Origin of the sequence: Limosilactobacillus mucosae (assembly GCF_013423865.1) — a bacterium.
GTDB classification, from domain to species: Bacteria; Bacillota; Bacilli; order Lactobacillales; family Lactobacillaceae; genus Limosilactobacillus; species Limosilactobacillus mucosae.
The window spans coordinates 1-24,866 of record NZ_CP058954.1 but is presented as its reverse complement, the minus strand read 5'-3'; the positions used below and the strand labels follow the sequence as shown (position 1 = coordinate 24,866).

22 protein-coding genes and 2 tRNA genes are annotated in these 24,866 nt (G+C 47.6%); 2 read left to right on the top strand and 22 right to left on the bottom strand.

Translation table 11 applies throughout. The features are described 5' to 3' along the window. Positions 1 to 81: 81 nt before the first annotated feature. The 8 genes from H0G69_RS00120 to yycF all read right to left on the bottom strand — a co-directional run bounded on the left by H0G69_RS00120 (position 82) and on the right by yycF (position 8,257). Positions 82 to 504, bottom strand: a complete 423-nt coding sequence (locus H0G69_RS00120) for an Rrf2 family transcriptional regulator (protein ID WP_180304871.1) — start codon at positions 502 to 504, stop codon at positions 82 to 84. 14 nt (positions 505 to 518) lie between these two features. Beyond that, entirely contained in the window at positions 519 to 998 is a 480-nt protein-coding gene (rlmH, locus tag H0G69_RS00115) for a 23S rRNA (pseudouridine(1915)-N(3))-methyltransferase RlmH (RefSeq protein ID WP_056968141.1), read from the bottom strand. A gap of 394 nt (positions 999 to 1,392) precedes the next feature. Beyond that, the gene (locus H0G69_RS00110) at positions 1,393 to 2,640 is read right to left on the bottom strand and encodes a S1C family serine protease (protein ID WP_143112511.1); all 1,248 of its coding nucleotides are present in this window, start codon (positions 2,638 to 2,640) and stop codon (positions 1,393 to 1,395) included. Between the two features lie 63 nt (positions 2,641 to 2,703). Further along, positions 2,704 to 3,513: an MBL fold metallo-hydrolase gene (locus tag H0G69_RS00105; protein WP_033934564.1), complete on the bottom strand. Its 810-nt coding sequence runs from the start codon at positions 3,511 to 3,513 to the stop codon at positions 2,704 to 2,706. Positions 3,514 to 3,534: 21 nt separating this feature from the next. Next, positions 3,535 to 4,362 (bottom strand): two-component system regulatory protein YycI, encoded by an 828-nt coding sequence (locus H0G69_RS00100; protein WP_180304870.1) that lies wholly within the window; start codon positions 4,360 to 4,362, stop codon positions 3,535 to 3,537. 11 nt (positions 4,363 to 4,373) lie between these two features. Then, the gene (locus H0G69_RS00095) at positions 4,374 to 5,681 is read right to left on the bottom strand and encodes a YycH family regulatory protein (RefSeq protein ID WP_180304869.1); all 1,308 of its coding nucleotides are present in this window, start codon (positions 5,679 to 5,681) and stop codon (positions 4,374 to 4,376) included. Then, entirely contained in the window at positions 5,681 to 7,534 is a 1,854-nt protein-coding gene (walK, locus tag H0G69_RS00090) for a cell wall metabolism sensor histidine kinase WalK (protein WP_143112513.1), read from the bottom strand. The genes H0G69_RS00095 and walK overlap by 1 nt, the downstream gene beginning before the upstream one ends. Positions 7,535 to 7,549: 15 nt before the next feature. Continuing rightward, on the bottom strand, positions 7,550 to 8,257 hold the full coding sequence (gene yycF, locus H0G69_RS00085; protein WP_006500887.1) for a response regulator YycF: 708 nt from the start codon (positions 8,255 to 8,257) through the stop codon (positions 7,550 to 7,552). Between the two features lie 213 nt (positions 8,258 to 8,470). Between yycF and H0G69_RS00080 the strand changes: the two genes are divergently transcribed. Beyond that, positions 8,471 to 8,543 (top strand) — tRNA-Lys (locus H0G69_RS00080). Between the two features lie 169 nt (positions 8,544 to 8,712). Then, positions 8,713 to 8,785: transfer RNA gene (locus H0G69_RS00075), tRNA-Lys, on the top strand. A 94-nt stretch (positions 8,786 to 8,879) separates the two neighbouring features. On the opposite strand, the gene H0G69_RS00070 is transcribed toward H0G69_RS00075, so the two are convergent. The 14 genes from H0G69_RS00070 to dnaA all read right to left on the bottom strand — a co-directional run bounded on the left by H0G69_RS00070 (position 8,880) and on the right by dnaA (position 24,866). Then, positions 8,880 to 9,191, bottom strand: coding sequence for a hypothetical protein (locus H0G69_RS00070; RefSeq protein ID WP_033934560.1), 312 nt, complete (start codon positions 9,189 to 9,191; stop codon positions 8,880 to 8,882). A 17-nt stretch (positions 9,192 to 9,208) separates the two neighbouring features. Further along, on the bottom strand, positions 9,209 to 10,408 hold the full coding sequence (locus H0G69_RS00065; RefSeq protein ID WP_180304868.1) for an MDR family MFS transporter: 1,200 nt from the start codon (positions 10,406 to 10,408) through the stop codon (positions 9,209 to 9,211). Between the two features lie 104 nt (positions 10,409 to 10,512). After that, entirely contained in the window at positions 10,513 to 11,913 is a 1,401-nt protein-coding gene (gene dnaB, locus H0G69_RS00060; protein WP_143112515.1) for a replicative DNA helicase, read from the bottom strand. Positions 11,914 to 11,931: 18 nt separating this feature from the next. Then, on the bottom strand, positions 11,932 to 12,384 hold the full coding sequence (gene rplI, locus H0G69_RS00055; RefSeq protein ID WP_006500883.1) for a 50S ribosomal protein L9: 453 nt from the start codon (positions 12,382 to 12,384) through the stop codon (positions 11,932 to 11,934). Positions 12,385 to 12,387: 3 nt separating this feature from the next. Then, the gene (locus H0G69_RS00050) at positions 12,388 to 14,418 is read right to left on the bottom strand and encodes a DHH family phosphoesterase (RefSeq protein WP_180304867.1); all 2,031 of its coding nucleotides are present in this window, start codon (positions 14,416 to 14,418) and stop codon (positions 12,388 to 12,390) included. Between the two features lie 147 nt (positions 14,419 to 14,565). After that, positions 14,566 to 14,802: a 30S ribosomal protein S18 gene (gene rpsR / locus H0G69_RS00045; protein ID WP_006500881.1), complete on the bottom strand. Its 237-nt coding sequence runs from the start codon at positions 14,800 to 14,802 to the stop codon at positions 14,566 to 14,568. A 37-nt stretch (positions 14,803 to 14,839) separates the two neighbouring features. Further along, a complete protein-coding gene (gene ssb / locus H0G69_RS00040; protein WP_006500880.1) occupies positions 14,840 to 15,583 on the bottom strand; it encodes a single-stranded DNA-binding protein in 744 nt (247 codons plus the stop codon). A 50-nt stretch (positions 15,584 to 15,633) separates the two neighbouring features. Beyond that, entirely contained in the window at positions 15,634 to 15,930 is a 297-nt protein-coding gene (rpsF, locus tag H0G69_RS00035; RefSeq protein ID WP_006500879.1) for a 30S ribosomal protein S6, read from the bottom strand. Between the two features lie 204 nt (positions 15,931 to 16,134). Further along, positions 16,135 to 18,645: a DNA gyrase subunit A gene (gene gyrA, locus H0G69_RS00030; RefSeq protein WP_180304866.1), complete on the bottom strand. Its 2,511-nt coding sequence runs from the start codon at positions 18,643 to 18,645 to the stop codon at positions 16,135 to 16,137. A 22-nt stretch (positions 18,646 to 18,667) separates the two neighbouring features. Continuing rightward, a complete protein-coding gene (gene gyrB, locus H0G69_RS00025) occupies positions 18,668 to 20,620 on the bottom strand; it encodes a DNA topoisomerase (ATP-hydrolyzing) subunit B (RefSeq protein ID WP_056968422.1) in 1,953 nt (650 codons plus the stop codon). Further along, the gene (gene recF, locus H0G69_RS00020) at positions 20,617 to 21,741 is read right to left on the bottom strand and encodes a DNA replication/repair protein RecF (protein ID WP_180304865.1); all 1,125 of its coding nucleotides are present in this window, start codon (positions 21,739 to 21,741) and stop codon (positions 20,617 to 20,619) included. The genes gyrB and recF overlap by 4 nt, the downstream gene beginning before the upstream one ends. Before the next feature lie 3 nt (positions 21,742 to 21,744). Beyond that, positions 21,745 to 21,969: a S4 domain-containing protein YaaA gene (gene yaaA, locus H0G69_RS00015; RefSeq protein ID WP_006500875.1), complete on the bottom strand. Its 225-nt coding sequence runs from the start codon at positions 21,967 to 21,969 to the stop codon at positions 21,745 to 21,747. 281 nt (positions 21,970 to 22,250) lie between these two features. Next, the gene (gene dnaN, locus H0G69_RS00010; RefSeq protein ID WP_006500874.1) at positions 22,251 to 23,390 is read right to left on the bottom strand and encodes a DNA polymerase III subunit beta; all 1,140 of its coding nucleotides are present in this window, start codon (positions 23,388 to 23,390) and stop codon (positions 22,251 to 22,253) included. A gap of 165 nt (positions 23,391 to 23,555) precedes the next feature. Continuing rightward, complete coding sequence (gene dnaA, locus H0G69_RS00005; RefSeq protein WP_180304864.1) at positions 23,556 to 24,866, bottom strand: chromosomal replication initiator protein DnaA; 1,311 nt, start codon at positions 24,864 to 24,866, stop codon at positions 23,556 to 23,558.

The window sequence follows — 24,866 nt, the reverse complement described above, 5'->3', positions numbered from 1 at the left end:
AATCATATCAAGACAGATCATCGCCTAGAAAACGCGTTTCCGCTCTTGATAAAAAAGACGCTCAACAATTGAGCGTCTTTTTTATTTGATTCGATCAGCCACCTCGTCAACGACATCCTGCAGCGTAATCTGCTTCATCATGGCTTCTGCAGCTGCCTGGATCTGATCATAGGCCTTGCCTAGTACCGGCTGAATGTTTTTACTGACTGGACACTGCTGATTAGTCTGTTCATCGACATGCAGCAGATGGTGATTTTCTTCAACTGCGTAATACACATCCAGCAGCGTGATCTCAGCGGCCGGGCGACTCAGCTGTGGTGCCGGCGCGTCTGACTTTGGCTTGAGAATGCCGGCCTTGACCATTTTGGCAATTAGACTGCGAATCAGGCTGGGATTGGCATCCGCGCTGGCGGCCAGATCCTGACTGCTGATTTTTTGCCCGTGATAGATCTCCAGATAGGTCAGAATATGCACGGCATCACTTAAACGATGAGAATATTTCATAATTCAGCGCACCTTTATTTATGATAGGGAAGACCATTGATAATCGTAAAGGCCCGGTAGATCTGTTCAGTCAAAACCAGCCGCATCAATTGGTGAGGCAGCGTAAAGCGTCCAAACGAGATCTGCTCATTGGCCCGTTTTAAGACAGCCGGACTCAGCCCCAAAGATCCGCCAATCACAAACGTAATGTCGCTGTGACCGTAAGTTGCCAACTGATTAAGCGTCTGGGCAAATTCTTCCGAGCTGCGTTCCTTGCCGTTGATTGCCAGGGCAAAAACGTACTCGCGATCCTTAATCTTGCTTAGGATACGTTCGCCTTCCTTAGCCATAACCTCATCCATCTCGGCTTGGCTTAGTGATTCGGGTGCTTTTTCATCCGGGACCTCCACGATCTCAAACTTGCAGTATCTCCCCAAGCGCTTGGCATATTCAGCAATTCCGGCCTTAAAGTATTTTTCCTTTAATTTGCCAACCCCAATTATCTTAATGTTCATTTAAAACTCCTTCTAATCAATTGTTCGGTAATTATACCAATTCTTCTCCCAACTGACCACGACTAGTTATCCACAGTTCAAAACCAAAACAGCCGTTTGTATTCAACGGTCAAACCCATTGATATAACTGTGTTTATCAATCATCAATAAATATGATAAAGGGTTTTCCACAATTCTGCAATCTTTACTTGTGGATAACTAAAAGTACTGATATTAAGGAATTTGATTCTTATTTTTTAAATCGCAGTCTTTTACACGAAACGTGGCGGCAAAGCCAGCTAATTTAAAGTTATCCACCGTTTTTGGAACATTTATCCACAGAAATTGTGGATAATTCGTCAAATAAAAAACGTGATCTTAACAATCAATTAATCATTAAGAACACGTTTTTAAGCTACTGGTTGTTTGATGAGCTGCTGCTGTCGGCGCTGGCAGACTGAGTCAGCTTAACCGATACCGTCTGCTGTTTGCCTTGCCGATACAGCGTCAGCTTAATCGTGTCGCCAACCTTGTACTTGTAGAGCTGAGTCTTCAGATCACCGCCATCATTAACTTTTTTATTGTTGATCTTGGTAATTACGTCATACTTTTGAATTCCCGCCTGATCAGCTGCCGAGCCGCTCTGAGCCTTCATAACTACGACCCCTTTGGTAATGCTCTTTGGCAGCTTCAGGATGTCTTGCTGGTCTTGACCATCCACATTGCTCAGATCGATCATCTCAATGCCAAGCGATGGCCGCGTAATCTTGCCATTGGCTACCAATTGATTGATGACCCGCACGACCTCATTGCTTGGAATCGAGAAGCCCATCCCTTCAACGCTGGTTCCTTGACTGTCGCTGGCCAGCTTCATTGAGTTGATACCGATGACCTGCCCAGCCATGTTGACCAGCGGACCACCTGAATTACCGGCATTGATCGCCGCGTCGGTTTGAATGACCGTGGTATTGGTGCCTGAGTTGCTTGAGCTGGCACTGATCGTCCGTTTTGGCGCCGAAATGATCCCTTTCGTAACCGTGTTGGCATATTCGCTGCCCATTGGCGAACCAATTGCCAAGACGTCTTGACCAGCCTTGATCGAGTTGGAATTGCCGAACTTGGCAACCGTCGTTACGTTAGCGGCACTGATCTTTAAAACGGCCAGATCAGTCGTTGAGTCCGTACCAACCAGTTCAGCCTGGACCTTCTTGCCGTTGCTCATGATCACCTGCAGCGCGCTGGCCCCAGAAACCACGTGATTGTTGGTAACGATATAGGCGGCGTTGCCTGACTTCTTATAGATTACCCCTGAACCTTCACTGGCCGTCTGCAGCGAACTGGAATTGGAGCTGGATGAATCAGAGTCTGCACCAAATATCGACAGAATATCATTGTCGTCAGAAGAGCTGGCCTGCTTGTTGATGACGCTGACCACGGCCCCCTTGACCGCATTATAGGCCTCGGTTGACTGGTTGCTCTTGGTATCTTCATTTTTATTGATCTTAGTGCCCCCAGACTTGTTTGATCCAGATGGCACTTTGGTAGCTGCGTTTTGCTGATGAGTGACAATCGCATTACCCACGCCATACGAAACACCGCCACCAATCAAGCCCGCTAAAAGTCCTACCCCTGCAACTTTGACGATTAACTGCTTGCCTGCCATAATCTAATACTTCCTTTGTTTTTTTTCAGTATAACAAAAAAGTATGAATATTAGTTGAAATATTTACAAAGCCAGCAGCTTGCTTGGCTGATCGGGTTCGGCATCCTTTAAGTCAAAATCCTGATCCACACCCAGATCATGCTGCTCTAAAATCGTGGCAACCGTTAGATGAGCCAGCGAGCGAATATTGTTGTGCTGACTGCGATGCCCCAAAAAGACCTGTTTCGTGTTGGTGCCGATTACGTCCAAAAGTGCCTGGGCACTCTCCTCATTGGAAAGATGCCCCTCATCGCTTAGGATCCGCTGCTTGAGCGGCCAGGAGTATGGTCCCATTCTAAGCATTTCAGTGTCATGGTTGCACTCCATCAAATAGGCATCCGCATTTTCAATCGTTTTAGCCACGCGCTGCGAGACATAGCCCGTATCCGTTAAAATACAGAAGGTCTGATTATCGTGGTGCATCTGGTAAAACTGAGGACAGGCAGCATCATGCGAAACGGCAAAGCTTTCGACTTCCAAATCACCAAAGTCCTTCACCTTGCCGGGCTCAATAATGTTTTTTTGAGCCAGCGGGATCTGGCCCACTTTTTTAGCCATTGCCTGCCAGGTTTTAGCATTGGCATAAACGTCCATGCCATAGCGCCGAGCCAAAACGCCGACGCCTTGAACGTGATCGCTGTGCTCATGGGTTACAAACAGCGCTTCAACGTCCTTAAGCGAGCGGCCAATCGCCTCCATGCGCTCTTCTAAACGTTTGCCGCTAAGCCCCGCGTCAATCAGAATTCGATGATGAGCGGTCTCTAGATAGGTGGCATTGCCTGAGCTGCCACTGGCTAAAATACTGTAGTAAAGCTTGTCATCCGAATTTGTCACTGCTGTTTTTCCTTCTTTTGGTTATTGATTCAGCTGCGTCGTATCAATTTCTTCTGGCGTATTGCGCATCAGCGTACTGTTGAATGCATTGACCCTGAGGCGTTGGACGTCATCAGAGTTCTTGGTCTTGATCTCAACGTACCAGGTTGGCACATAGACTGTTTGATCCTTAGTCAGCAAGGTTTTCGTATAGCCAAGTTTTGCCCAGCGAATCTTTGAGTTGTTGGGAATATAGTTATGCTTATACAGCCAGGTCACGGCTTCCTGCTGACTGATCGTGACTGAGCGCGGTCTTAAGACTTGAATGTTGTTCAGATAAGTCTGCGTATAGGCATAGACTTTATGATTCCTGCTGACCTTAAAGCGCAGCTGCCCTTCACCGCCAAACACCGGCCGGCCTTCCATCATCTGGGTATAGACGATCGTGCTGGAACTGGACAAGGCCTTGTTGTAGACATAGTGCGACCCGTATAAAACGTGACGCGAATTTTTGATGTAGTCGTTCAGCTGCCGTTCTGGATTCAGCACGCTGACTTTAATCGGCGTGTTTAGTTCACTGATTAAGGTTCCATTGCTCAAGCGCACCGTCTGATCGTCAAGCTTGGCAGCAGCATTGGTCAGCTGACTGTTGGCCCGGTTGGCGGAAATATAATATCCCATTGGCTGTTTGGTGGAAAGTTCAGCAAAACTGATCTCGTCATTATGCATTTCCTTTAAGATCAGCTGCTGTTGACCCTGCTGCTTGACCATCGCCGTAAAGTGAGTGCCGATTAAAAAATAGCTGGCTAAGACGATATCAAAGATCGCAAAGGCAATCACGAAGATCCATTGAATTCGTTTAAAATTCATGCCGCGTCCTCCTATTTATCGTCGATCAGCGTCTGGTAGGCAACCCACTTGCCATGATAGTAGGCATAGTAGGTTGGCTCCAGTTTAACGACTTTACTGTCCGCATTCTGATCATCCCAGCGATAGCCGATTCTCAAGCCAGTAACATCCTTATCCTTGCCAGCCTGCCGCAGCTCATTATAGACGACTGAAGAAGGCGGCAGTTTGACTCGCGACTCCTTGATCGGCAACGGTATGCCAAGTCCAAACAATGACAACTGACCGCGTTCGACGCCATCCGCATTGGCCTGCAGCTTAACCGCGCCATAGCCATGCTCATTAAAGATCGGGAAGCCTTCGACATAGCTGCGGAAAACGATGGTCTGCTTTTTTTCATTAACCGAGTCAAAACGCATCCAATCAAGATTCGTCCCCGTAGCCGTCAAGCGTTTATACAGATGACGATACAGGCTGGCTCCCTGATAGGTGCTGTCCTTGCCCAGATAATTGTTGAAACTGACCGTATGCGTATCGCGATGATAGTCAAGCCGTTTGCTGGCCCCATCCATATAGGTCGTATCATTGCCCTTTTTCTTGACGGTGAACGCTGAGGAATTGGTCGACCGCAGCAGATTCTGCGTCAGATTGTCAATATTCTGCGTTGACAACTGGTAGGCAAAGACCGGCAGCTTAATGGCATGTGGGTAGGTCACGGTTGGTTGATTATCAACGATTTTATGATCAACGTCGATCCGCTGACCCGAATTTTGGATCAGCTTTTTGAGCTTAGACCGATTGGCGTTTTGAGTAATATTCAATCGATAGACCGTAAAATCATCATCATCAAGCAGATAGACCACATCGCGACCCTTAAGCGGAATCACGATATGGTTGATGTGCGACATTTTTTGAGTATCGATTGATTTTGAAAACGTCTGATTAAAGATCCCCGTTGCCATGGCATCTGAATAAGACAGCATGATTGAATCATCATTGCGCAGATAGTTCAGATAAGCTGACGAATCATTGCGAGCAACGCGGCGGAAACCGGCCAGCTGCCATTTTTGCATCTCCTTGCGCAGCGTCAGCACCAGATTCTTTTTTTGTCCATACAAAAGCTTTTGCGACTCATCAGAATTGGTTAGGATCACCTGCGTTGGCAGATAGATATCGCCGACTGACTGCAGGGCCGTCTGCTGTGAGGCGCCTTTTTCCGAGTCATTATTGGCAATCCATTCATAGCCAAGCGAGTTCGTCCACAGCAAAGCCGAAAAGATCATACTGAGAATGACGACCACGGCTAATAGAATGCTCAGCCAGTTTTCTTTGATTTTGGCCATTAATCCCAGTCATCTCCTTCATCATCATAAGGTACGTAAGGCAGTGAGATATAAAACGTTGAGCCCTTGCCTTCCACACTGTCGACCCAGATCTGACCACCCAGCATGTTGACGACTTCCTTTGAGATTGCCAGGCCAAGTCCGCTCCCGCCTTGCTTGCGGCTGCGGGCCTTGTCAACCCGAAAGAAGCGATCGAAAATATGGTTCAGATCCTTTCTTGGAATCCCCAGGCCTTGATCACTGATGCTTAAAATCACATGATTATGCGTTTCCAACAGGCGCGCCGTAATCACGCCACCATCCGGCGAATATTTAACGGCATTGTTCATAATATTGTCCACGACCTGCGTAAACTTATCCGGATCGATCTCAACCCAGAGATCCTTGCGTGTAAAGTGCCGCTCAATGGTATAACGCTTCTTTTTGGGATCCTCTTCTTTTTTGATAATCATATCAAAGCGATCCAGAATATAGCTGAACAGCTCGTTGATGTTTACATATTCCAAATTCAGCTTGGCCGTTCCCGAATCCATGCGCGACAGGCTTAATAGGTCATTGATCATCCGAATCATGCGCTCGGTCTCATCCTGCACGACCTTCAAAAACTGGGGCGCAATCTCAGGATCTTTCCAGGCGCCATCGCTTAACGCCTCAACGTAGCTCTTAACGCTGGTCAGTGGCGTCCGCAGCTCGTGTGAGACGTTGGAAACAAACTCCTTGCGCTCACGTTCTTCTTTTTGCTGGCTGGTAACGTCATGCAAGACGCATACCAAACCAGAGACAAAGCCTGATTCGCGTTGAATTGGCGAAAAATAGGCACTCAAGATCATGTCATTGCCATCAACGTTTAAATCAAACAACGTCTGCTGCTGCGAATTGTCGATCAGCTGACGCACCGTATAGTCGCGCCGCACGTCTAAGACATCCAGAATCGACTTGCCCAAGACATCATCTTCTGAATCAATGTCCAGCATCTGCAGGGCCATGTTGTTGATGATCGTTACGTTGCCGCGCCGATTGGTTGCCAGCACCCCATCACTCATATGCGACAAGACGCTGTCCAAGCGCCGCCGCTCAGAATCGGTTGACTCTTGAGCCTCTTCTACGCGGACGGACAGATTGTTGACCGCTCCCGCCAACTGACCAAGCTCATCGTTTCCCATGACCTTGACCTGACCAGAATAGTCGCCTCGCGCGATTCTTAATGCCTGTTTGCGCATCTCTTCAATTGGCCGCGTAATCTCGCGCGAAATCAAGACCGCCAGTCCAAGCCCAAGCACCACAGTAACCAGAGCGGCAGAAAGATAGATCAATGAAATACTATTGATGCTGTCATAAACGCTCTCCAGATTGGCCCGCAGATAAACGGCGCCCACGACGTTATTGGTCGCTGCGCCAACTAAAGGAATGACGTTGACATAGTAGCGATTGCGACTGGAGTTGTCGTATATGTTTTCAGTATGGGAACGATTGTTGAGCAGCGTATTCTTGACGGCTTCATCGGTCGTTCGTTGTCCAACAACGTCTTGATTACTGGCATTGCTGGTACCGCGCACGATTCCCTTAGCATCAACTACGCGAATCTCAGAAATGTTGTTGTTCTTGACTTCAGAGAGAATCTGCTTGATTTGCCGGTTAGCAGCCTTTTCATTGGTGCGGCTCAGCTGTTTGGCCAATGAACTGTCAACATAGGTCGGCAGCTCGATCTGCTGCTTGAAGGTATTGAGGTTTTCCTGCTCTAACTGACGCACAAAAACCGCCCCGACGACTTCCAAGGTCAGCATCAGCATTAAAGCAAACACCAGGGCGATTTTAAAATGAATGGTTTGATAAAATTTGATTTTGCTGTTCAAAACTAACGAACCTTTTTAGTTTTGGCTTGGGTTGGCCAAATAGTAGCCGACCCCACGACGAGTAATCAGCCATTGCGGATGACTTGGATTATCCTCGATTTTTTCGCGTAGCCGCCGAACCGTCACGTCAACCGTCCGTACGTCGCCAAAATAATCATAGCCCCAAACCGTCTGCAACAAATGCTCACGATTGATAACCTGACCGATATGCTGTGCCAAATAATACAGCAGTTCAAACTCACGGTGCGTCAGATTGATATTTTCGCCGCGCTTGGTAACCGTGTAGGCATCAGGATGAATCGTCAAATCGCCAACCTGAATATCGGCATTCTGGGCTTCGGCTGCTGGCGCTGCGGCAGCTTCTTGACGGCGCAGGTTGGCCTTGACTCGTGCTACCAGCTCACGGTTGGAAAATGGCTTGGTAACATAGTCATCGGCCCCCAGCTCCAATCCTAAGACCTTATCCAGTTCGGAATCCTTAGCCGTTACCATGATAATCGGCGTCGTATGCTTAGCCCGAACCCGCTTGGCAACTTCCAAGCCATCGATCTTAGGCAGCATCAAGTCTAAAACGATCAGATCCGGCTGCTCGCTTTCAACTTTTTCCAGGGCTTCTTCGCCATCATAGGCAACCACGACTTCATAGCCTTCTTTTTCCAAATTAAATTTAATGATATCCGAAATCGGTTTTTCGTCATCAACTACCAATATCTTTTTAGCCATTAATTATTCCCCCATGGAGTTGTTAATAAGATTAAAATTCATTTGAATCGAGTCGCAGAGGTTATTTTTTACCATGAATTGCGGTTCTATTATAGCATAGTCGCATCAAGGCTTTTAAATCTGATTATTTTTTTTGCTAAAACCGTTGACAAATTACCTCAATGCATTTAATATATATAACTGTTGTTGATGTTCAACAGCAATTAAAAATTTGGGCAGTTAGCTCAGCTGGCAGAGCAACGGACTCTTAATCCGTGGGTCCAGGGTTCGATCCCCTGACTGCCCATCAGAGGTTTACAAAGCGATTGGTCATTTGGTCAATCGCTTTTGTTTTACCGTAAAACAGTATTTTAGGCAGTTTGACGATTAATTGCAAATTTTTTCAATTTTTTATTGGGAAAAGGATTGCATTAGCCTAATATATCTGATAATATAATACCTGTTGTTAAGGACATGGGCAGTTAGCTCAGCTGGCAGAGCAACGGACTCTTAATCCGTGGGTCCAGGGTTCGATCCCCTGACTGCCCATCATGTCGCCATCGGCTGTTAGTCGGTGGCTTTTTTGTTACCCAAATCCACCCATCAAAAAAGATCGCGTCACCTAAAACGCGATCTTTTTTGTTTAATCTGCTAAATCTGCCGTGGTCGGAACAACCTTGGCATGTTTAAGCCGACTGATTTTATTTTCCTGGCCGGCGTTGACCTCAAACTCATCCACAAAGCCGCAGTTGGCGCAGGCCACTATGATCTGATAGCGTTGTGAATGATCCGGATTGGTTGCTTCCCAGTTGCGCTCGGCAATTACCAGCGGCTTTTGATGACACTTGCTGCAGGCAATCTTTAAACTACGATCTTCGCGAAAGGGATCACCAACCTTGCCAACCATTCCCCAGCGATCCTCACCATAAACCTGATCAAAGTTATTGTAAAACATAATCTCACCTTGAATTATCAGAACTGTTCGGTAGCATGCTGGCGAGCCATTACCACTGCAATGACTACGGCCTCAACTACCAAAATCGAAACCGCACAAATAACAAATAATGGCCGATATGAAAATCTTTCAATGATCAAACCGCCAAACAACGGTCCAATTGCCTTGCCAGTCGAAGCAAAGGCGTTCAGCATTCCTTGATACTTTCCCTTATCGTCAACCGGCGACAAAAGGTTGATGATTGCGGGAATCGTTGGAAAGGCGGTTGCTTCGCCCAAAGTCAGAACAACCATTGCCAAAACAAACATCCCATAGCTTTTGGCAAACAGGAGCAGAATAAACGACAGACCGCACGTCAGAATGCCAAAATAGACAAAATAATAGTCGTTGGTAATTTTTTTGGTCAGCCAGCTGATAACGGCCTGGAACAAAACGATCAAAATCCCATTGATCGTCCACAACATACTGTACAGCGTCATTGAAATCCCCATATCCGTCATGTAAACCGACATGTTGCTTGACCATTGTCCATACATGATCCAGATGATGGCAAATGAGATGAAAAGCGTCCAGATGATCTGCGCGTTGGCAGCTGGCAGCTTGCCTTGGTGCGGACCGAAATCGACATCGACCGTATGATGCTGCCGTGGCTTGATCGGCGTGATCTGGAAAAACATAACTACGACCAGCAGGAAAAAGGCATACATGACCACCGTAATGGCAAATAGAGGCGACACGCTGTTATGTGCCAATTGATAAAGCGGTCCGACAATCGTAGTTCCTAAAACCATGCCCAAGTTGTTGGCAAAATACAGCATGTTAAAGACGAAGCGGCCGTCATGACTGCGGACACGGGTACCAAATGAGTTGACCATCGTAATGATCCAGCCATTAAAAAAGCCGATGATCGTCAGCATTACCGGATAGATCGGCCAGCCATTGCTAAAGATCAAGACTGCCATCGAAATCATCGCCAAAATCAGGCCGCCAATCATTAAATGACGTGGATTTTTTCGGTCAAACAGCAATCCTGCGATATAGCTGCCCACAACATTGGCGCCAGAATAAAAAAGCAATACGACCCCTGAAACGGTCAGCGACTGATGCAGCTGATCGTGAATATAGATCGTTGTCAACGGCCAGACAAAACTGTTGCCGATACTCCCCAAAAACGATCCCAAAAGCAGCCACTGCAGTTTAAAGCCGGTTTTTTTCATTTATCTGCTCCTTTCCTTCTCAATAATCCTCTCTTAATTTTAGTGCGAATTTACTGCAAGACAACAAACAAGCAGCTGCTGATCACTCAACTGCTGCTTGTCTTTTAAGCCGGTTCGGTGTGTTGATAGTCAACCGCCGCGAACTTGTTATAGGCTTTGTTAAAGAGCAGCTTGACGGTTCCCCGTGGGCCGCTCCGGTTTTTTTCAATAATGATCTCGACTTCGCTAAGGCTTTGATCGGGATCATTAAAGGTTTTCTCTTCTTTTTCGTCATCATCATCGGCGCCTTCTCGTTCATAGTAGTCGGCTCGATACAAAAAGCTGACGATATCGGCATCCTGTTCGATCGATCCTGACTCACGAATATCAGAAAGCACCGGCCGCTTGTCCTGACGCTGCTCAACGCCACGCGAGAGCTGCGAAAGAGCAATTACCGGCACGCTGAGCTCCTTGGCAAGCTTCTTTAGCTGCCGCGAGATCTCAGAGACTTCCTGCTGCCGATTTTCCGGGTTGCTTCCTTCAATCAGCTGCAGATAGTCGATCACAATCAGACCCAGATTGCCGTTTTCCTTAGCCAGCCGCCGACACTTGGCGCGAATTTCCGGAACCTTGATGCCCGGCGTATCGTCAATGTAGATGTTGGCCTGCGCCAAGACACTTGAGGCAACCATAAAGTTGTTCCATTCATCCTGATTCAGCTGACCGGTTCTTAAATGATTGGCATTGATGTTTCCCTGTGCACAAAGCATCCGGTTGACCAGCGATTCAGCACCCATTTCCAGACTGAAGATCGCTACCGTTGCATCGGAGCTGGTTGCTACGTTTTGTGCGATGTTAAGCGCAAAAGCAGTCTTACCCATGGCTGGACGAGCAGCAATAATTACCAGCTCATCATCATGCAGCCCCGTTGTCATTTCATCCAATTGCGGATAACCAGTCGGCAGGCCTGTCACATCGCTTTCGTTTTTGGAAAGCTCATAGACATGATTGATCGAATCGTTTAAGACAGTATCAATACGCTGAAAGCCAGCCCGATTGCTTGATTCAGAAACGCGCAGAATCGAGGTTTCGGCTTCATCCAACAGCTCATTGACGTTTTCTTGACCGTCATAGCTTTTTTGAACGATTTCCGTTGCCACATCAATCAGACGTCTGGCCGTTGCCTTATCGTGAACGATTTTGGCATAGTAGCCGACATTGGCCGCGGTTGGCACCGAGCCAGCCAGCTCCGCCAAATACTCAGTGCCGCCAATGTTATCCAATTGATGTTCGCTTTCCAGCTCAGACTGCATCGTCAAGACATCGATCGGCTTTTCTTGGTCGTTAAGCTTAACCATCGCCGCAAAAACGATCTGATGCGCGCGCTGATAAAAGTCATTGGAGGAAACAAACTCCATTGCCTCTTCAATCGCGCCATGTGACAAAAAGGCCGCACCCAAAACGGCTTTTTCCGCGGCCAGATCGCGCGGTGCGGTACGCGTTGAACTTAAACTGGCATTGTCCATTTATTGACGGCCTTTCATTTATTTAGCAGCCACATGCACGTCAATGGTTGCTTCAACGTCATGATGCAGTTTGATCGGCACGTGGACAAAGCCAGTTGCCTTGATTGGTGCCGGCAATTCGATCTTGCGCTTGTCGATCTTCAAGTTGAATTGATCCTCCAAAGCCTTGGCAATCTGCTTAGAAGAAACGGAGCCAAAGATGCGGCCATCAGTACCAGCTTTGGCACTCAGCTCAACTACCGTATCTTCGCTTTCCAGTACTTCCTTTAACCGCTTGGCTTCAGCAAGTTCTTCAGCCTCATGCTTTTGAGCGGCCCGCTGCTGCCCCTTTAATTCGCTCATGGCGGCTTTGGTAGCTTCCTTGGCCAGGCCGCGCTTGATCAGGTAGTTTTGAGCGTAGCCATCTGGGACTTCTTTTAACTCACCGCGCTTGCCACGGCCACGTACGTCTTTAATAAAGATAACCTTCATAGTTTAGTACTCCTTTTCTGTTTCATCTTCTGACTGATCACCAGTCGTCAGCAGCCTGATCAGCTCAGCTTTTACCTCACTGACGGTTTTACCAGCAATCTGAGTTGCAGCATTAGCCAGGTGACCACCGCCGCCCATCTTCTCCATAATGATCTGAACGTTGATATTGCCCATCGAGCGAGCCGAGATCCCGACCTTATCGTTAGCACGCTTGGCAACAACGAATGAGGCATCGACCCCATCCATCTGCAATAAGGTATCGGCTGCCTGAGCAACAATGACTGGATCATAGGTACGATCATCCTCACCGGCACATAACGCCATTTTATCATTATTCAAAAACTCAACGGTAGCAATCAGGTGATTTCTTTCCATAAAGCTATGGACGTTTTCTTTCATAAAATATTGAATCATCAGGCCATCTGCCCCCGCTGAGCGCAGATAGCTGGCTGCCTCAAACGTTCGGGTCCCAGCCTGCTGCGTAAACGATTTGGTATCAATCTGAATCCCCGTCAGCATGGCAGTGGCTTCCAGCTTATTTAGCGACTCGCTTTCCCGCGGCTGATACTCAAACATTTCCGTAATCAGTTCACAAGTCGAGCTGGCATAAGGCTCAATGTAGACTAAAAGCGGATTTTCAGGGAATTCCTCGCCGCGGCGGTGGTGATCGATAATGATCGTGCGGTCCGCCAAGCGCTCATAAAGCTGTGGCGAAATCGACATGCTTGGCTTGGAATGATCGACCATTACCAAAAGACTGCTGTCGGTTGCCTTATTGATTGCTTCATCTGGAGTAATGATCCGATCGCGAATGCTTTGATAGTCATTGATCTCCATCATCAAACGAGCAATATCGCTATGAACCTTCTCTTTGTCCAAAACGATCCAGCACTCGTGACCATTCATTTCAGCAATTCTTCTGATCCCCAGACAGGCCCCCAAAGAATCCATATCTGGGTTGGAATGCCCCATTACAAAGACTTGATCGGCCTGGGTCATTAATTCCTGCAGTGCCTGACTGATCATCCGAGCTCTGACGCGAGTACGCTTTTCCATTGGATTGGTACGGCCACCATAGAAACGGGCCCGGTGATCTTCTTCTCTGACCACGACCTGATCGCCACCACGACCCAGTGCCAGGTCAAGGTTGCGCTGCGCCATGTCGGCCAGTTTGATCAAATCGCTTTGACCATATGCAATCCCCACACTGAGCGTTACTGGTGAATTCTGCTTGGAGGTATTTTCGCGAATAACGTCTAAAATCTTAAACTTCTGCTTTTCCAGTCCAACCAGCGATTGATAATGACCGATTACAAAATAGTTGTCTTCATTGATCACGCGCAGCAGCAGATGATTATCCTTTGCCCAGTGACTCAATTCCGAAGTAACGTAATTATGCAGGTTGGAGACGGCCGAATCGTTCATTCCCTGAGTCAGTTCAATATAGTTGTCCAAATAGATATTTCCCAGGAAAATCTGCTCATGCTGATAACGCTCGCTGATCTGCTCATATTTGGTAACATCCAGCAGGTAACAGACATGATAACGGTCCTGCACTAAAAACTCAAATCGATGATCGCGCCACGAAACGACTGCTGGTCCCTTATCATGACGATGCTCATCAATCAATTTAGCCAATTCATCATCAGCCTGCGTCAATGGCTTGCCGACAACGTACTCAAACTGAAAATAGCGCGCCATATATGGATTGATCCAACTGACGATGCCACGATGGTTCAGCATCACCATTCCAATTGGCATCTCTAAAAGCGCCTCTTGCTGGCCTCGTTGAACCTGATATGTCAGATTATTGATATATTCTTCAGTATCAACTACCAGACGACGCAGCTGATGAGCACTGATCCAGATCCCCACAAAGGCAATTGCCAATAATACCGTTCCTAGAATCCAGCTGGTTTTAAAAGCCAGCATCAGACAGATGATCGTCATCAAAGCCAGATAGCAGAAATTCCAGCGAACTGCGTGATTCTTAATTAAAAAATTCCAATTGTTATGTCGAAAGAAATTACCCATATTTTTCTCCTGTAACGACAATCTAGATATCCCTATCTTATCACAATCGGTTCGGCAACTCACCGTTCACGTTTTTCATCATTGTTTGAATAAAGGCAAAAAAAAACATGATGACACTGGCCATCATGTTTTAAATTATCAGCTGAATTAGTCTTCAGCAACGAATGGCAGCAGACCCATGATCCGTGCACGCTTGATAGCGACCGTCAGACGACGTTGGTTCTTGGCGCTGGTACCCGTTACTCGACGTGGCAAAATCTTGCCCCGTTCAGAGATGAAACGCTTCAGCAAATCAGTGTCTTTGTAGTCAATGTATTCAATGTGGTTAGCGGCGATAAAGTCGACCTTGCGACGACGACGACCGCCACGACGTTGTTGAGCCATGAAATTACCCTCCTTAAATCATGTATTTGGTTTTAAATTAAAATGGCAAATCATCTTCAGCCGTGCTGTCAGCAGACTTAGTGTCATTTGACTTTGGTGCTGCACTGGCATTGGTTGAATCAGCGGCAGGCTGGCCATTGGTTGGCAGAACGCTGTCGTTTAGATCAAACGTAGCGGCATCATTGTTTGATGGTGCAGCTGGCTGAGAATCTTCATTGCCGAATGGAAAATCATTGTGGACTGGTGTTTCTTGACCAGGCATTGGTGCATTTTCAAAGGGATTGTTGAATCCGCCTTGATTGCCAAATGATGAATTTCCCATTGGTTGAGAAGCACGACCGTTGTCAAAGCCTTGCTGATAACCACCGCCATTATACTGTGACTGATTGTTGTTCCAGTTGCCTTGACCATTGCCAAAGTTTGACTGAGAACGACCGCCACTGTAGGGCTGACCGCCATTGCGACGCGGTTCCAGCAATGCAAAGTTATCAACCTGTACTTCCGTTACGTAGACGCGCTGGCCTTGATTGTTTTCGTAGCTGCGTGTCCGTAAAGAACCGTCAATTCCTACCAAGGCACCTTTATGGGTGAAGTTGGCAAAATTTTCGGCTGGCTTTCGCCAGATAACACAGTTGATAAAGTCGGCATCACGCTCACCTTGAGCATTCCGAAACTGACGATCAACGGCCAGCGTGAAGGAGGCCACTGATGTGCCGCCTTGAGTGTAGCGCAATTCAGCATCTCTTGTCAGACGACCGGTTAATACGACGCGATTAAGCATGGACCTCGTACTCCTCTCTAAAACTTATTCAATTTGGATTGCAACGCGACTTAGGCTTCGCGCTTAACAATCATGTGACGCAGAATATCGTCGCTGAACTTAGCCAGACGGTCAAATTCGTTCAGAGATTCGTCACTGTCAGCAGTCAGGTTGACTACATGGTAAGTACCTTCAGTGTACTTAGCGATTGGGTAGGCAAACCGACGCGTTGACCAATCCTTTGAATCGATGATGTTGGCACCATTGTCCGCCAGAATCTTGTCGAAGCGAGCTACCAGTTCGCTCTTAGCAGATTCTTCGATGTCTGGACGAATGATGTAAGTAATTTCATATTTGCGTGTTTCCATGAATGTTACACCTCCTTATGGACTCTGGCTCTTATTTTCAAGATTAATAAGAGCAAGGAGAGCAGACGTCTTTACGTATACTCACAGACAAAGATATTAGCATAAATAAAAATCAATTACAAGCGATTCAATCATCTAATCAAAAAAGCTGAATTGCGGCCCTCTGATTAAACTATATGCCTTAATTCAGCTTTTGCATTTTATTTAGTTGTTTTCTGTTTCAGATGCTGCGGAATCTTCTTCAGCAGGTAAAGCATCATCATCTTGATCCGTCTGATCTTCCTTGGCCACTTTAGCCATCGTAGCTACCTTGGAATCATCATCCATTCGAATCAGGTGCACTCCCACGGCGGCACGACCAGTCTGTGAAACGGTCTCGATGCCAAAACGAATGATCACGCCTTTATCGGTTACCAGCATGATGTCCTCATCGCCCTTGACCGTCGTCAAACCAGCCAATGGACCATTCTTTGCCGTTACGTTGACGGTCTTGATTCCTTTACCGCCACGACCCTTAATTGGGTATTCAGTAGCTGGCGTCTGCTTACCAAAGCCATTCTCGCTGATTACGAAAACATTGCTGTCCGAATCAAGCGGTGCGGCGCCGATAACACAGTCGCCTTCCCGCAGCTTGGCTCCCCGTACACCGGCAGCCGAGCGACCCATCGAACGAACGTCTTCAGCATTGAAACTGACTGCATAGCCAAGTCGCGTCCCTAAGATCATGTTCTGCTGACCATCAATAATGTTGACGTGAATCAGCTCATCGCCATCATGCAGCTGGATTGCCTTCAGACCATTGCTGCGAATATTACGAAAGTCATCAACTGGCGTCTTCTTGACCGTCCCCTGCTTAGTAACAAAGAACAGGAACTTGTCGGTATCATCGGCAGCATTCGAAACGTTGATCACCGCGGTAATCTTTTCGTGATTGTCGATGCCAAGCAGGTTGATGATTGGAATTCCCTGAGCTGAACGGCCATACTCTGGAACCTCGTAGCCCTTCATAGAGAAGACCTTGCCTGAATTGGTAAAGAACAGCAGAATATCATGCGTGGAACTGGAGATCAGATGCTCGATAAAGTCATCTTTGTGTACGCCCATTCCTTTAACGCCGCGACCACCACGATTTTGCGACTTGAATTCGTCAACCGGCAGCCGCTTGATGTAGCCATTATGAGTCAGCGTGACGACGATATCTTCTTCTTCAATCAGATCCTCGTCTTCAATATCGGTAATATCGCCGACCTGCAGCTCAGTCCGACGTGGATCGCCAAACTTGCGCTGAATCTCTAACAGTTCATCGTAAATGATCTGATTGATGCGTTCTTCATGCGCCAAGATGTCTTGGTAGTCGGCAATTGCCTCGGTAAGCTTTTGATGCTCGTTTTCAATCTTTTCACGTTCAAGCCCGGTCAGCCGCACCAGCCGCATGTCCAAAATCGCTTGCGCCTGACGATCATCCAGCGTATAGCGGTCAATCAGCTGCTCCTTGGCAATCTCGCTGGTCTGCGCCTCGCGAATGATTTTAATGATCTCGTCAATATGATCAAGGGCAATCAAAAGTCCCTGCACGATATGATCGCGACTCTGCGCTTTTTTCAGGTCAAATTCCGTCCGCCGCCGAACCACGTTGATCTGATGTTCAAGGTAGTGCTGCAGGATCTGCTTAAGGCTTAAGACTTTCGGCGCTCCGTTGACGATGGCCAGCATATTGAAATTGAAAGTCGTCTGCATCAGCGTCATCTTGTACAGATTGTTTAAGATGACCTCAGCACTGGCATCACGCCGAACGTCAATCACGATCCGCATCCCTTCACGGTCGGTTTCGTCATTGATATCGGTAATCCCCTCGATTTCTTTTTCACGAGCCAATTCGGCAATTCGCTCAATCAAGCGTGCCTTGTTGACCATGTAAGGAATCTCATGAACGACGATACGCTGACGACCATTCTTGGCCTCTTCAATGTCAACCTTGGCGCGGACAATAATCGTTCCACGTCCCGTTTCATAGGCCTTACGGATTCCAGACTTGCCCATGACTACGCCGCCGGTTGGAAAATCAGGTCCCGGCAGCACCTTCATCAACTCTTCAGTCGTAGCATCCGGATTCTGCATCAGCAGATGAATGGCGTCAATTACCTCGCCTAAGTTATGCGTGGGAATATTGGTTGCCATCCCGACAGCAATCCCAGAGGCACCATTGACCAAAAGATTAGGGAACCGATCCGGCAAAACGGTTGGCTCCTTTTCGCTGCCATCATAGTTGTCTTGAAAGTCAACCGTATTCTTATTGATGTCACGCAGCATCTCAACGGCAATCTTGCTCATTCTGGCCTCGGTATAACGCATGGCGGCTGCCCCGTCGCCATCAACCGAGCCAAAGTTACCATGGCCGTCAACCAGCATGTAGCGATAGCTGAAGTCCTGCGCCATCCGCACTAAGCCTTCATAGATCGAGGAATCGCCATGGGGGTGAAACTTACCCATAACGTCACCAACGATACGTGCGGATTTTTTATATGGCTTGTCTGGCGTCACGCCCAGTTCATTCATCCCATAAAGGATTCGCCGCTGAACTGGTTTCAGCCCATCTCTAACGTCTGGAAGGGCCCGGGCAACGATGACGCTCATTGCATAATCCAAAAATGAATTTTTCATCAATCCAGTCAGATTGACATCGGTAATGCGCCCTGGCATATCTTGATCTGCCACGTTTTTTCCTCCTTAGCTGATTTTACAGGTCCAAGTTCTCGACAAACTTGGCATTTTCTTCAATAAACTCGCGCCGCGGACCGACTTTGGTTCCCATCAGCATTGGGAAGATCTTTTCCGCTTCAGCAGCGTCATCCAGGTCAACTCGCAGCAGATGGCGTTTTTCTGGATCCATCGTTGTTTCCCAGAGCTGTTCGGCATCCATTTCACCCAGCCCTTTGTAGCGTTGAATTACTGGCTTAGGGCTTGGCTGCAGCGTGTTCAAGACGTTTTGCAGCTCTTCGTCTGATTCGACGTACTTGACGAATTTGCCCTGCCGAACTTGATACAGTGGCGGCTGTGCAATATAGACATAGCCATTGGTGATCATTGGCTTCATATAGCGATAGAAAAGCGTCAGCAGCAGCGTCCGAATGTGCGCACCGTCCACATCGGCATCGGTCATGATGATCAGCTTGTGGTAGTTGGCCTTGGTAATGTCAAAATCACCGCCAAAACCAGTCCCTAGAGCAGTAAACAGCGAACGAATCTCATCATTGGCCAGAATGCGGTCCATCCCAGCTTTTTCAACGTTGAGAATCTTACCACGAATTGGCAGAATCGCCTGCGTCAAGCGGGAACGGCCCTGCTTGGCACTACCACCGGCCGAGTCACCCTCGACGATGAACAATTCCGAAATTTCTGGATCCTTGCTGGTGTTGTCGGCTAATTTCCCGGGTAATCTTGAAATTTCCAAGCCGCTCTTCTTACGCGTAACTTCACGAGCCCGTTTGGCGGCTACCCGCGCTTTGGAAGCCAGCATTCCCTTTTCAACGATCTTGTGCGCTGTGTCCGGATTTTCCATCAAAAAGCGCGCAAACATCTCGCTGAAGATGTGGTCGGTTGCCGTCCGTGCATCCGAGTTGCCCAGCTTGGTCTTGGTCTGTCCTTCAAACTGTGGATCAGGGTGTTTGATTGAAACGACTGCCGTCAATCCTTCACGCACATCATCACCGGAAAGCGTCGTATTCCCCTTCAGCTGACCGCTCTTTCGGCCATAGTCATTGATAACGCGCGTCAAAGCGGTTTTAAAGCCGGTTTCGTGCGTTCCGCCTTCATAAGTGTGAATGTTGTTGGTAAAAGTCATCAGCGTGCTGCGGTATCCCGTCGTATACTGCAGGGAAACCTCAACCGTGATGCCCTTGTCCTCGCCTTCCACATAGATTGGCGGGTCAAACAGGACTTCTTGGCCTTCATTTAAGAATTCAACGTAGTGCCGAATCCCGCCTTCATAATGGAACTCTTGCCGGGTTGGCTTTTCTTCTCGCTTGTCCTCAATCGTGATCTTTAGGCCCTTGTTCAAAAAAGACAATTCGCGAATTCGATCCGTCAGCGTCTTGATGTTGTAGACCGTCGTTTCACGGAAGATTTCTGGATCTGGCTTAAAGTGAACCCGGGTGCCGTGTTTTAATTCCGAGACGCCTTCTTTAACGACTTTCATCGGCGTCTTAACGTGGCCATGGTCAAAGTCCATATAGTATTCCTTGCCTTGCCGCGTTACGTAGACATCCAGCTCGGTTGACAGCGCGTTGACGACTGAGGCCCCAACCCCGTGCAGACCACCAGAAACCTTGTAGCCGCCGCTGCCGAACTTACCACCGGCATGCAGAACGGTAAAGACCGTTTCCAGTGCTGGTTTGCCGGTTTCTTTTTGAATATCGATCGGGATCCCCCGTCCGTTGTCGGTTACCGTAATGCTGTTGTCTGGTTCAACAACGACATTGATCTCATCACAAAATCCGGCCAAGGCTTCGTCAATACCATTGTCGACGATTTCCCAGACCAGGTGATGCAGCCCTTGAGCACTGGTGGAGCCAATGTACATCCCAGGGCGCTTCCGGACTGCTTCCAGCCCTTTTAAGACTTGAATCTGGCTGGCATCGTACTCACTGGCCAGTTCCGCTTTCTTTTCTGCTTCAAGTTCTTTATCGCTCACTTTTTATCCTCCTTGTCAATCGTTCCATGGGCAATCTGAAAAATCGTTGGGCGATTGATCAATTGTCGTGCTACGCCGCTTAAGCTGGTCGTTGTCAAAAACGTCTGAACCTTATCCTGAATGGCAGTCAGCAGATGGGTCTGGCGATCATTATCAAGTTCGGACAAGACGTCATCCAGCAGCAGTAATGGGTACTCGCCGGTCTGTTCATTCATCAGATCGATTTCTGCCAGCTTGACCGCTAATGCCGTTGTCCGCTGCTGTCCTTGCGAGCCAAAGCGATGAACGTCCTGCTCGTTGACCAAAAAACGAATATCGTCGCGCTGTGGTCCATAAAGCGTCGTCCCCAGCTTGATCTCTTGCGACTGATGCTCGTGATACAGCTTCTGCAGCTGCTCGGCAATTTCATTTTCAGCCGTTTTTTCATCAATCATAACCTGGGAAATATATTTCAGCTTTAAGACTTCCTTTTGTTGGGAAATATGCTCATGCAGCTGAGCCGACCATGTCTCCAGCCGCTTAAGCAGCTTAAAGCGCATCGCCATTACTGCCGCGCCGCTTTCTGCCAGCTGATCGGACAAGACCTCCAACAATACCTGATCGACCTGGCTGCCATACTTCAACTGTTTCAAATATTCATTGCGCTGCTTTAAGAGACCTCTAAACTGACTAATGGCATACAGATAGCGGCTGCTCATCTGACTGAACTCCGTATCCATAAACTGACGCCGTTCCTGAGGGGCTCCTTTAACCAGTGCCAGGTCTTCTGGAGCAAATAAGACTACGTTTAGATTGCCGATATAAGTCGACAGCCGCGATTGAAAAAGATGATTAACCTTGACTCGTTTGCCACGCGTACCCAACAGCACTTCCAACGGTACCCGTCCCGTCTGCTTGATAACCGTGCCCTTAACCATGGCTTCCTTAGCCTGCCAGTTGATCAGCTCACGATCGTTAGCGGTTCGGTGGCTGCGCGTCATTGCCAAGACATAGATGGCCTCCAGCAGATTAGTCTTGCCTTGGGCGTTTTCTCCAATAAAGACATTGATGCCTGGGGAAAACTCAACTTGACGGTCCTCATAATTTCTAAAATTCCGCAGCTCGATTTCCGAAAGATACATTGATTATTCAGCTACGATCTCAACGTTTTCAATACCGCTGATCTCGATCTGATCGCCAACCCGCAGCTTGCGACCCCGACGAGCCTCTGATTCGCCGTTGACTTTGACTTCATGTTCACGCAAAAACCATTTGGCAGCTCCTCCAGTGGGAATAATGCCTTCTTCTTTCAGCAGCTGGCCAAGCGTAATGAATTCACTGCTGATTGCGACTTTTTTTGAATTTTGCATACTTTTCACCTACTTTATGCTTGCTGTTCTATTATAGCTTTTATAAGACGCAAAAACAAATTAAAGGGCATTTTTAGGCCGTATCAGCAAATCTTATCCCAATTAATCATTTTTATCTAAAACAGGTTATCTTTGCTCAGAAGGCAAATTTCAGCGATTTAAGCGCTATCTTAAACTAGCGAATGATTTATCCACCAAATTCCGCTAATTTAATCACTTTTCCACAACAAAAAAGCATCCACTGTGGATAAGTGGATGCTTTTTCAACAGTTTTATTTGAATCAGTAAGTCCGAACCGGCGTAATCAGCTGAACAAAATTGGCTTTTTCTTCAGTTGGTACCAGGGTAAATGGCCGCAGCGCCGTCGTAAATGAAATCAGAATCTTGGTTTGACCAAATGACTTTAAGGCATCACGCATATAGTCAGGGTTGAACGAGATTTCCAATGGGTTGCCTACGATCTGGTCAGCATTGATTTCTTCTTCAACGTTACCAACATCAGCTGACGTGCCCGAAACCGTTGCAATCTTGTTTTCTGGGTTGACGCTCAGCTTAACGACATTGTTGCGGCTTTCATGAGACAGCAGCGAGGCCCGTTCGATCGAAGCCAACAGATCGCTGGCCGTGATCTCCAAACGCGTATCGGATGATTCTGGAATCAAGCGGCTGGTTTCTGGATAGTTGCCTTCCAGCAAGCGCGAGTAGAAATGCGTATTGCCAAAAATAAACAGGGCTTGATTTTCGGTAATCTGCATCTTAACGCCATCTTTTTCATCGGCAATCATTTTAGCCAGTTCCGTCATTGAGGCCCCTGGCAAAACGATGTCAAAATCACGATCAGCCGTTTCTGGCAACTCAACCTTGCGTTGTGCCAAACGGTGACTGTCGGTAGCTACTGCCGTTAAGATCCCATTATTTAAAGTTACGTGAATCCCAGTCAAAATTGGCCGACTTTCTTGTTTAGAAACGGCAATCCGTGTCTGGTCAATAACTTCACGCAGCATGTCAGAAGCCAGTTCAACCGTATTTTCACTTTCGACTTCTGGCAGGTGTGGATAATTGTTGGCATCCTGACCGTTGATCGTAAATTCAGCCGTCCCTGAGGTAATCCGCACCTGCAGACCATTAAAGACCTCAATCGTTGCCTGCTTGTCTGGCAGCTTTTTGATTACTTCATTAAAGAAACGAGCCGGCAAAACGATTGCCCCCGGTTCTTCAATTGACAGGCCATAGCTGCTATCACTGGCATCCAGAGTTGATTCGATCGTAATATCAGCATCACTGCCAGTCAAGATGACGCTATGATCAGTTACAACCATTTTCAGACCAGTCAGAATCGGAATCGTAGTTTTAGATGAGATGGCTCTTAAGACGTTGTTAAGCTGATTAATGAATGCTGGGCGATTAATGGTGAATTTCATAAATGAATCTCTCCTTGTTGCTTTATATATATATTATATAAGTTTAGTAGTAGTAATAGGACCTGTGGATAATGTGGAAAAATGGCCTGGACCCAACAGCTATAAGTTTTCATAACTGTGGAAAAGCTGTGGATATCTTGGGGATAACTTTTTAGTTTTCCACAATCAAGGCTGCAGCTCCATTCTAAGGTTGCGGATGTCGTCTTGTAAATTATCATCCTCGGCCAGCTGTTTTTCAATCTTATCGATGGCATGGAGAACCGTGGTATGATCCTTGCCGCCAAATTCCTTGCCAATCTTAGGTAGTGAGCTTTCGGTCAGCTCTCGGGCAAGATACATGGCAATCTGGCGCGGAAAGACGATCTGCTTGACGCGTTTTTTCCCCACGATATCAGACTGGCGGATATTATAATAAGCCGCAACCTTTTTTTGAATCAAGTCAATCGAGATTACCGCCTCATCGGCAGCTTCCATGCCCTTGAGCGTTTCATTGGCCAGTTCAATCGTGATGGGCGCGTGATGAAGCTGGGCGGCTACGCGAACTCTCAGCAGCGCGCTTTCCAACTCGCGGACGTTGGTGTCGACCTTGCTGGCAATAAAGCTTAAAACGTCATTGGGAACGTTGATCTGCTCTTCTTCGGCCTTGCTGCGCAAAATGGCGGTTCGTGTTTCTAGATCTGGCGAGGTGATCTCGACTGGAACTCCCCAGACAAAGCGTGAGACCAGCCGATCAGTCAAATCAGGGATCTGCTTGGGATTTCGGTCAGCGGTCAAAACGATCTGCTTGTTGTTGTCATGCAGCGAATTGAAAGTATTGAAAAATTCCAGCTGGGTGCCTTCCTTATTGGAAAAGAACTGGACATCATCGACCAACAAAGCGTCCAGATCACGATACTCGCGCCGGAACTGCTCTTGGTTGTTGTTTTTGATCGAATTGATGTAGTCATTGGTGAAGGTTTCGCTGGTAACGTATTTGATCTTGGCGTTGGGATTATGCCGTAGCATGTTGTTAGCAATGGCCTGCATCAAATGCGTCTTGCCAAGGCCAACGCCGCCATAGATCAAGAGTGGATTATAAAGTCCGCCAGGCTGTTCAGAGGCAGCATAGGCAGAAGCATAGGCCATCTGATTGCTGCGGCCTTCAACGAAAGCTTCAAATGTATATTCTGGATTTAAGGGTGTCTGGTTGGTCATGATTCCACCGGCTGGCGAAGATGGAGTCATGAGCTCTCTCTCAAGCGTGTAGCGTGGCTCAATATGAACCAGGGTTTCGTTGAACAGCAGGTCCTTGAGCTTAGCAGTCATCTCGTTTTGCCAAAAGTCCCGGTGAGATTTGGTTGGCAGCTCAATGGTCAGCTGATTGTTTTCGAGAGAAATTGCTTTGGCTGGTGCAATCAGGTTGTTATAGGTTACGCTGCCAGTGGTCTTGCGAAACTCTTTTTGAACCGATTCCCAGAGCGAGTTTAGCTCAATCAA

Excerpts from the sequence above, each read along its gene's own strand:
- dnaN (WP_006500874.1), bottom strand. The coding sequence starts at position 23,390 with ATGAAATTCACCATTAATCGCCCAGCATTCATTAATCAGCTTAACAAC.
- ssb (WP_006500880.1), bottom strand. The coding sequence starts at position 15,583 with ATGCTTAATCGCGTCGTATTAACCGGTCGTCTGACAAGAGATGCTGAA.
- rlmH (WP_056968141.1), bottom strand. The coding sequence starts at position 998 with ATGAACATTAAGATAATTGGGGTTGGCAAATTAAAGGAAAAATACTTT.
- H0G69_RS00070 (WP_033934560.1), bottom strand. The coding sequence starts at position 9,191 with ATGTTTTACAATAACTTTGATCAGGTTTATGGTGAGGATCGCTGGGGA.
- rplI (WP_006500883.1), bottom strand. The coding sequence starts at position 12,384 with ATGAAGGTTATCTTTATTAAAGACGTACGTGGCCGTGGCAAGCGCGGT.
- yaaA (WP_006500875.1), bottom strand. The coding sequence starts at position 21,969 with ATGCAAAATTCAAAAAAAGTCGCAATCAGCAGTGAATTCATTACGCTT.
- yycF (WP_006500887.1), bottom strand. The coding sequence starts at position 8,257 with ATGGCTAAAAAGATATTGGTAGTTGATGACGAAAAACCGATTTCGGAT.
- H0G69_RS00110 (WP_143112511.1), bottom strand. The coding sequence starts at position 2,640 with ATGGCAGGCAAGCAGTTAATCGTCAAAGTTGCAGGGGTAGGACTTTTA.
- H0G69_RS00050 (WP_180304867.1), bottom strand. The coding sequence starts at position 14,418 with ATGGGTAATTTCTTTCGACATAACAATTGGAATTTTTTAATTAAGAAT.
- rpsF (WP_006500879.1), bottom strand. The coding sequence starts at position 15,930 with ATGGAAACACGCAAATATGAAATTACTTACATCATTCGTCCAGACATC.
- H0G69_RS00100 (WP_180304870.1), bottom strand. The coding sequence starts at position 4,362 with ATGAATTTTAAACGAATTCAATGGATCTTCGTGATTGCCTTTGCGATC.
- H0G69_RS00120 (WP_180304871.1), bottom strand. The coding sequence starts at position 504 with ATGAAATATTCTCATCGTTTAAGTGATGCCGTGCATATTCTGACCTAT.
- recF (WP_180304865.1), bottom strand. The coding sequence starts at position 21,741 with ATGTATCTTTCGGAAATCGAGCTGCGGAATTTTAGAAATTATGAGGAC.
- dnaB (WP_143112515.1), bottom strand. The coding sequence starts at position 11,913 with ATGGACAATGCCAGTTTAAGTTCAACGCGTACCGCACCGCGCGATCTG.
- H0G69_RS00065 (WP_180304868.1), bottom strand. The coding sequence starts at position 10,408 with ATGAAAAAAACCGGCTTTAAACTGCAGTGGCTGCTTTTGGGATCGTTT.
- H0G69_RS00095 (WP_180304869.1), bottom strand. The coding sequence starts at position 5,681 with ATGGCCAAAATCAAAGAAAACTGGCTGAGCATTCTATTAGCCGTGGTC.
- rpsR (WP_006500881.1), bottom strand. The coding sequence starts at position 14,802 with ATGGCTCAACAACGTCGTGGCGGTCGTCGTCGTCGCAAGGTCGACTTT.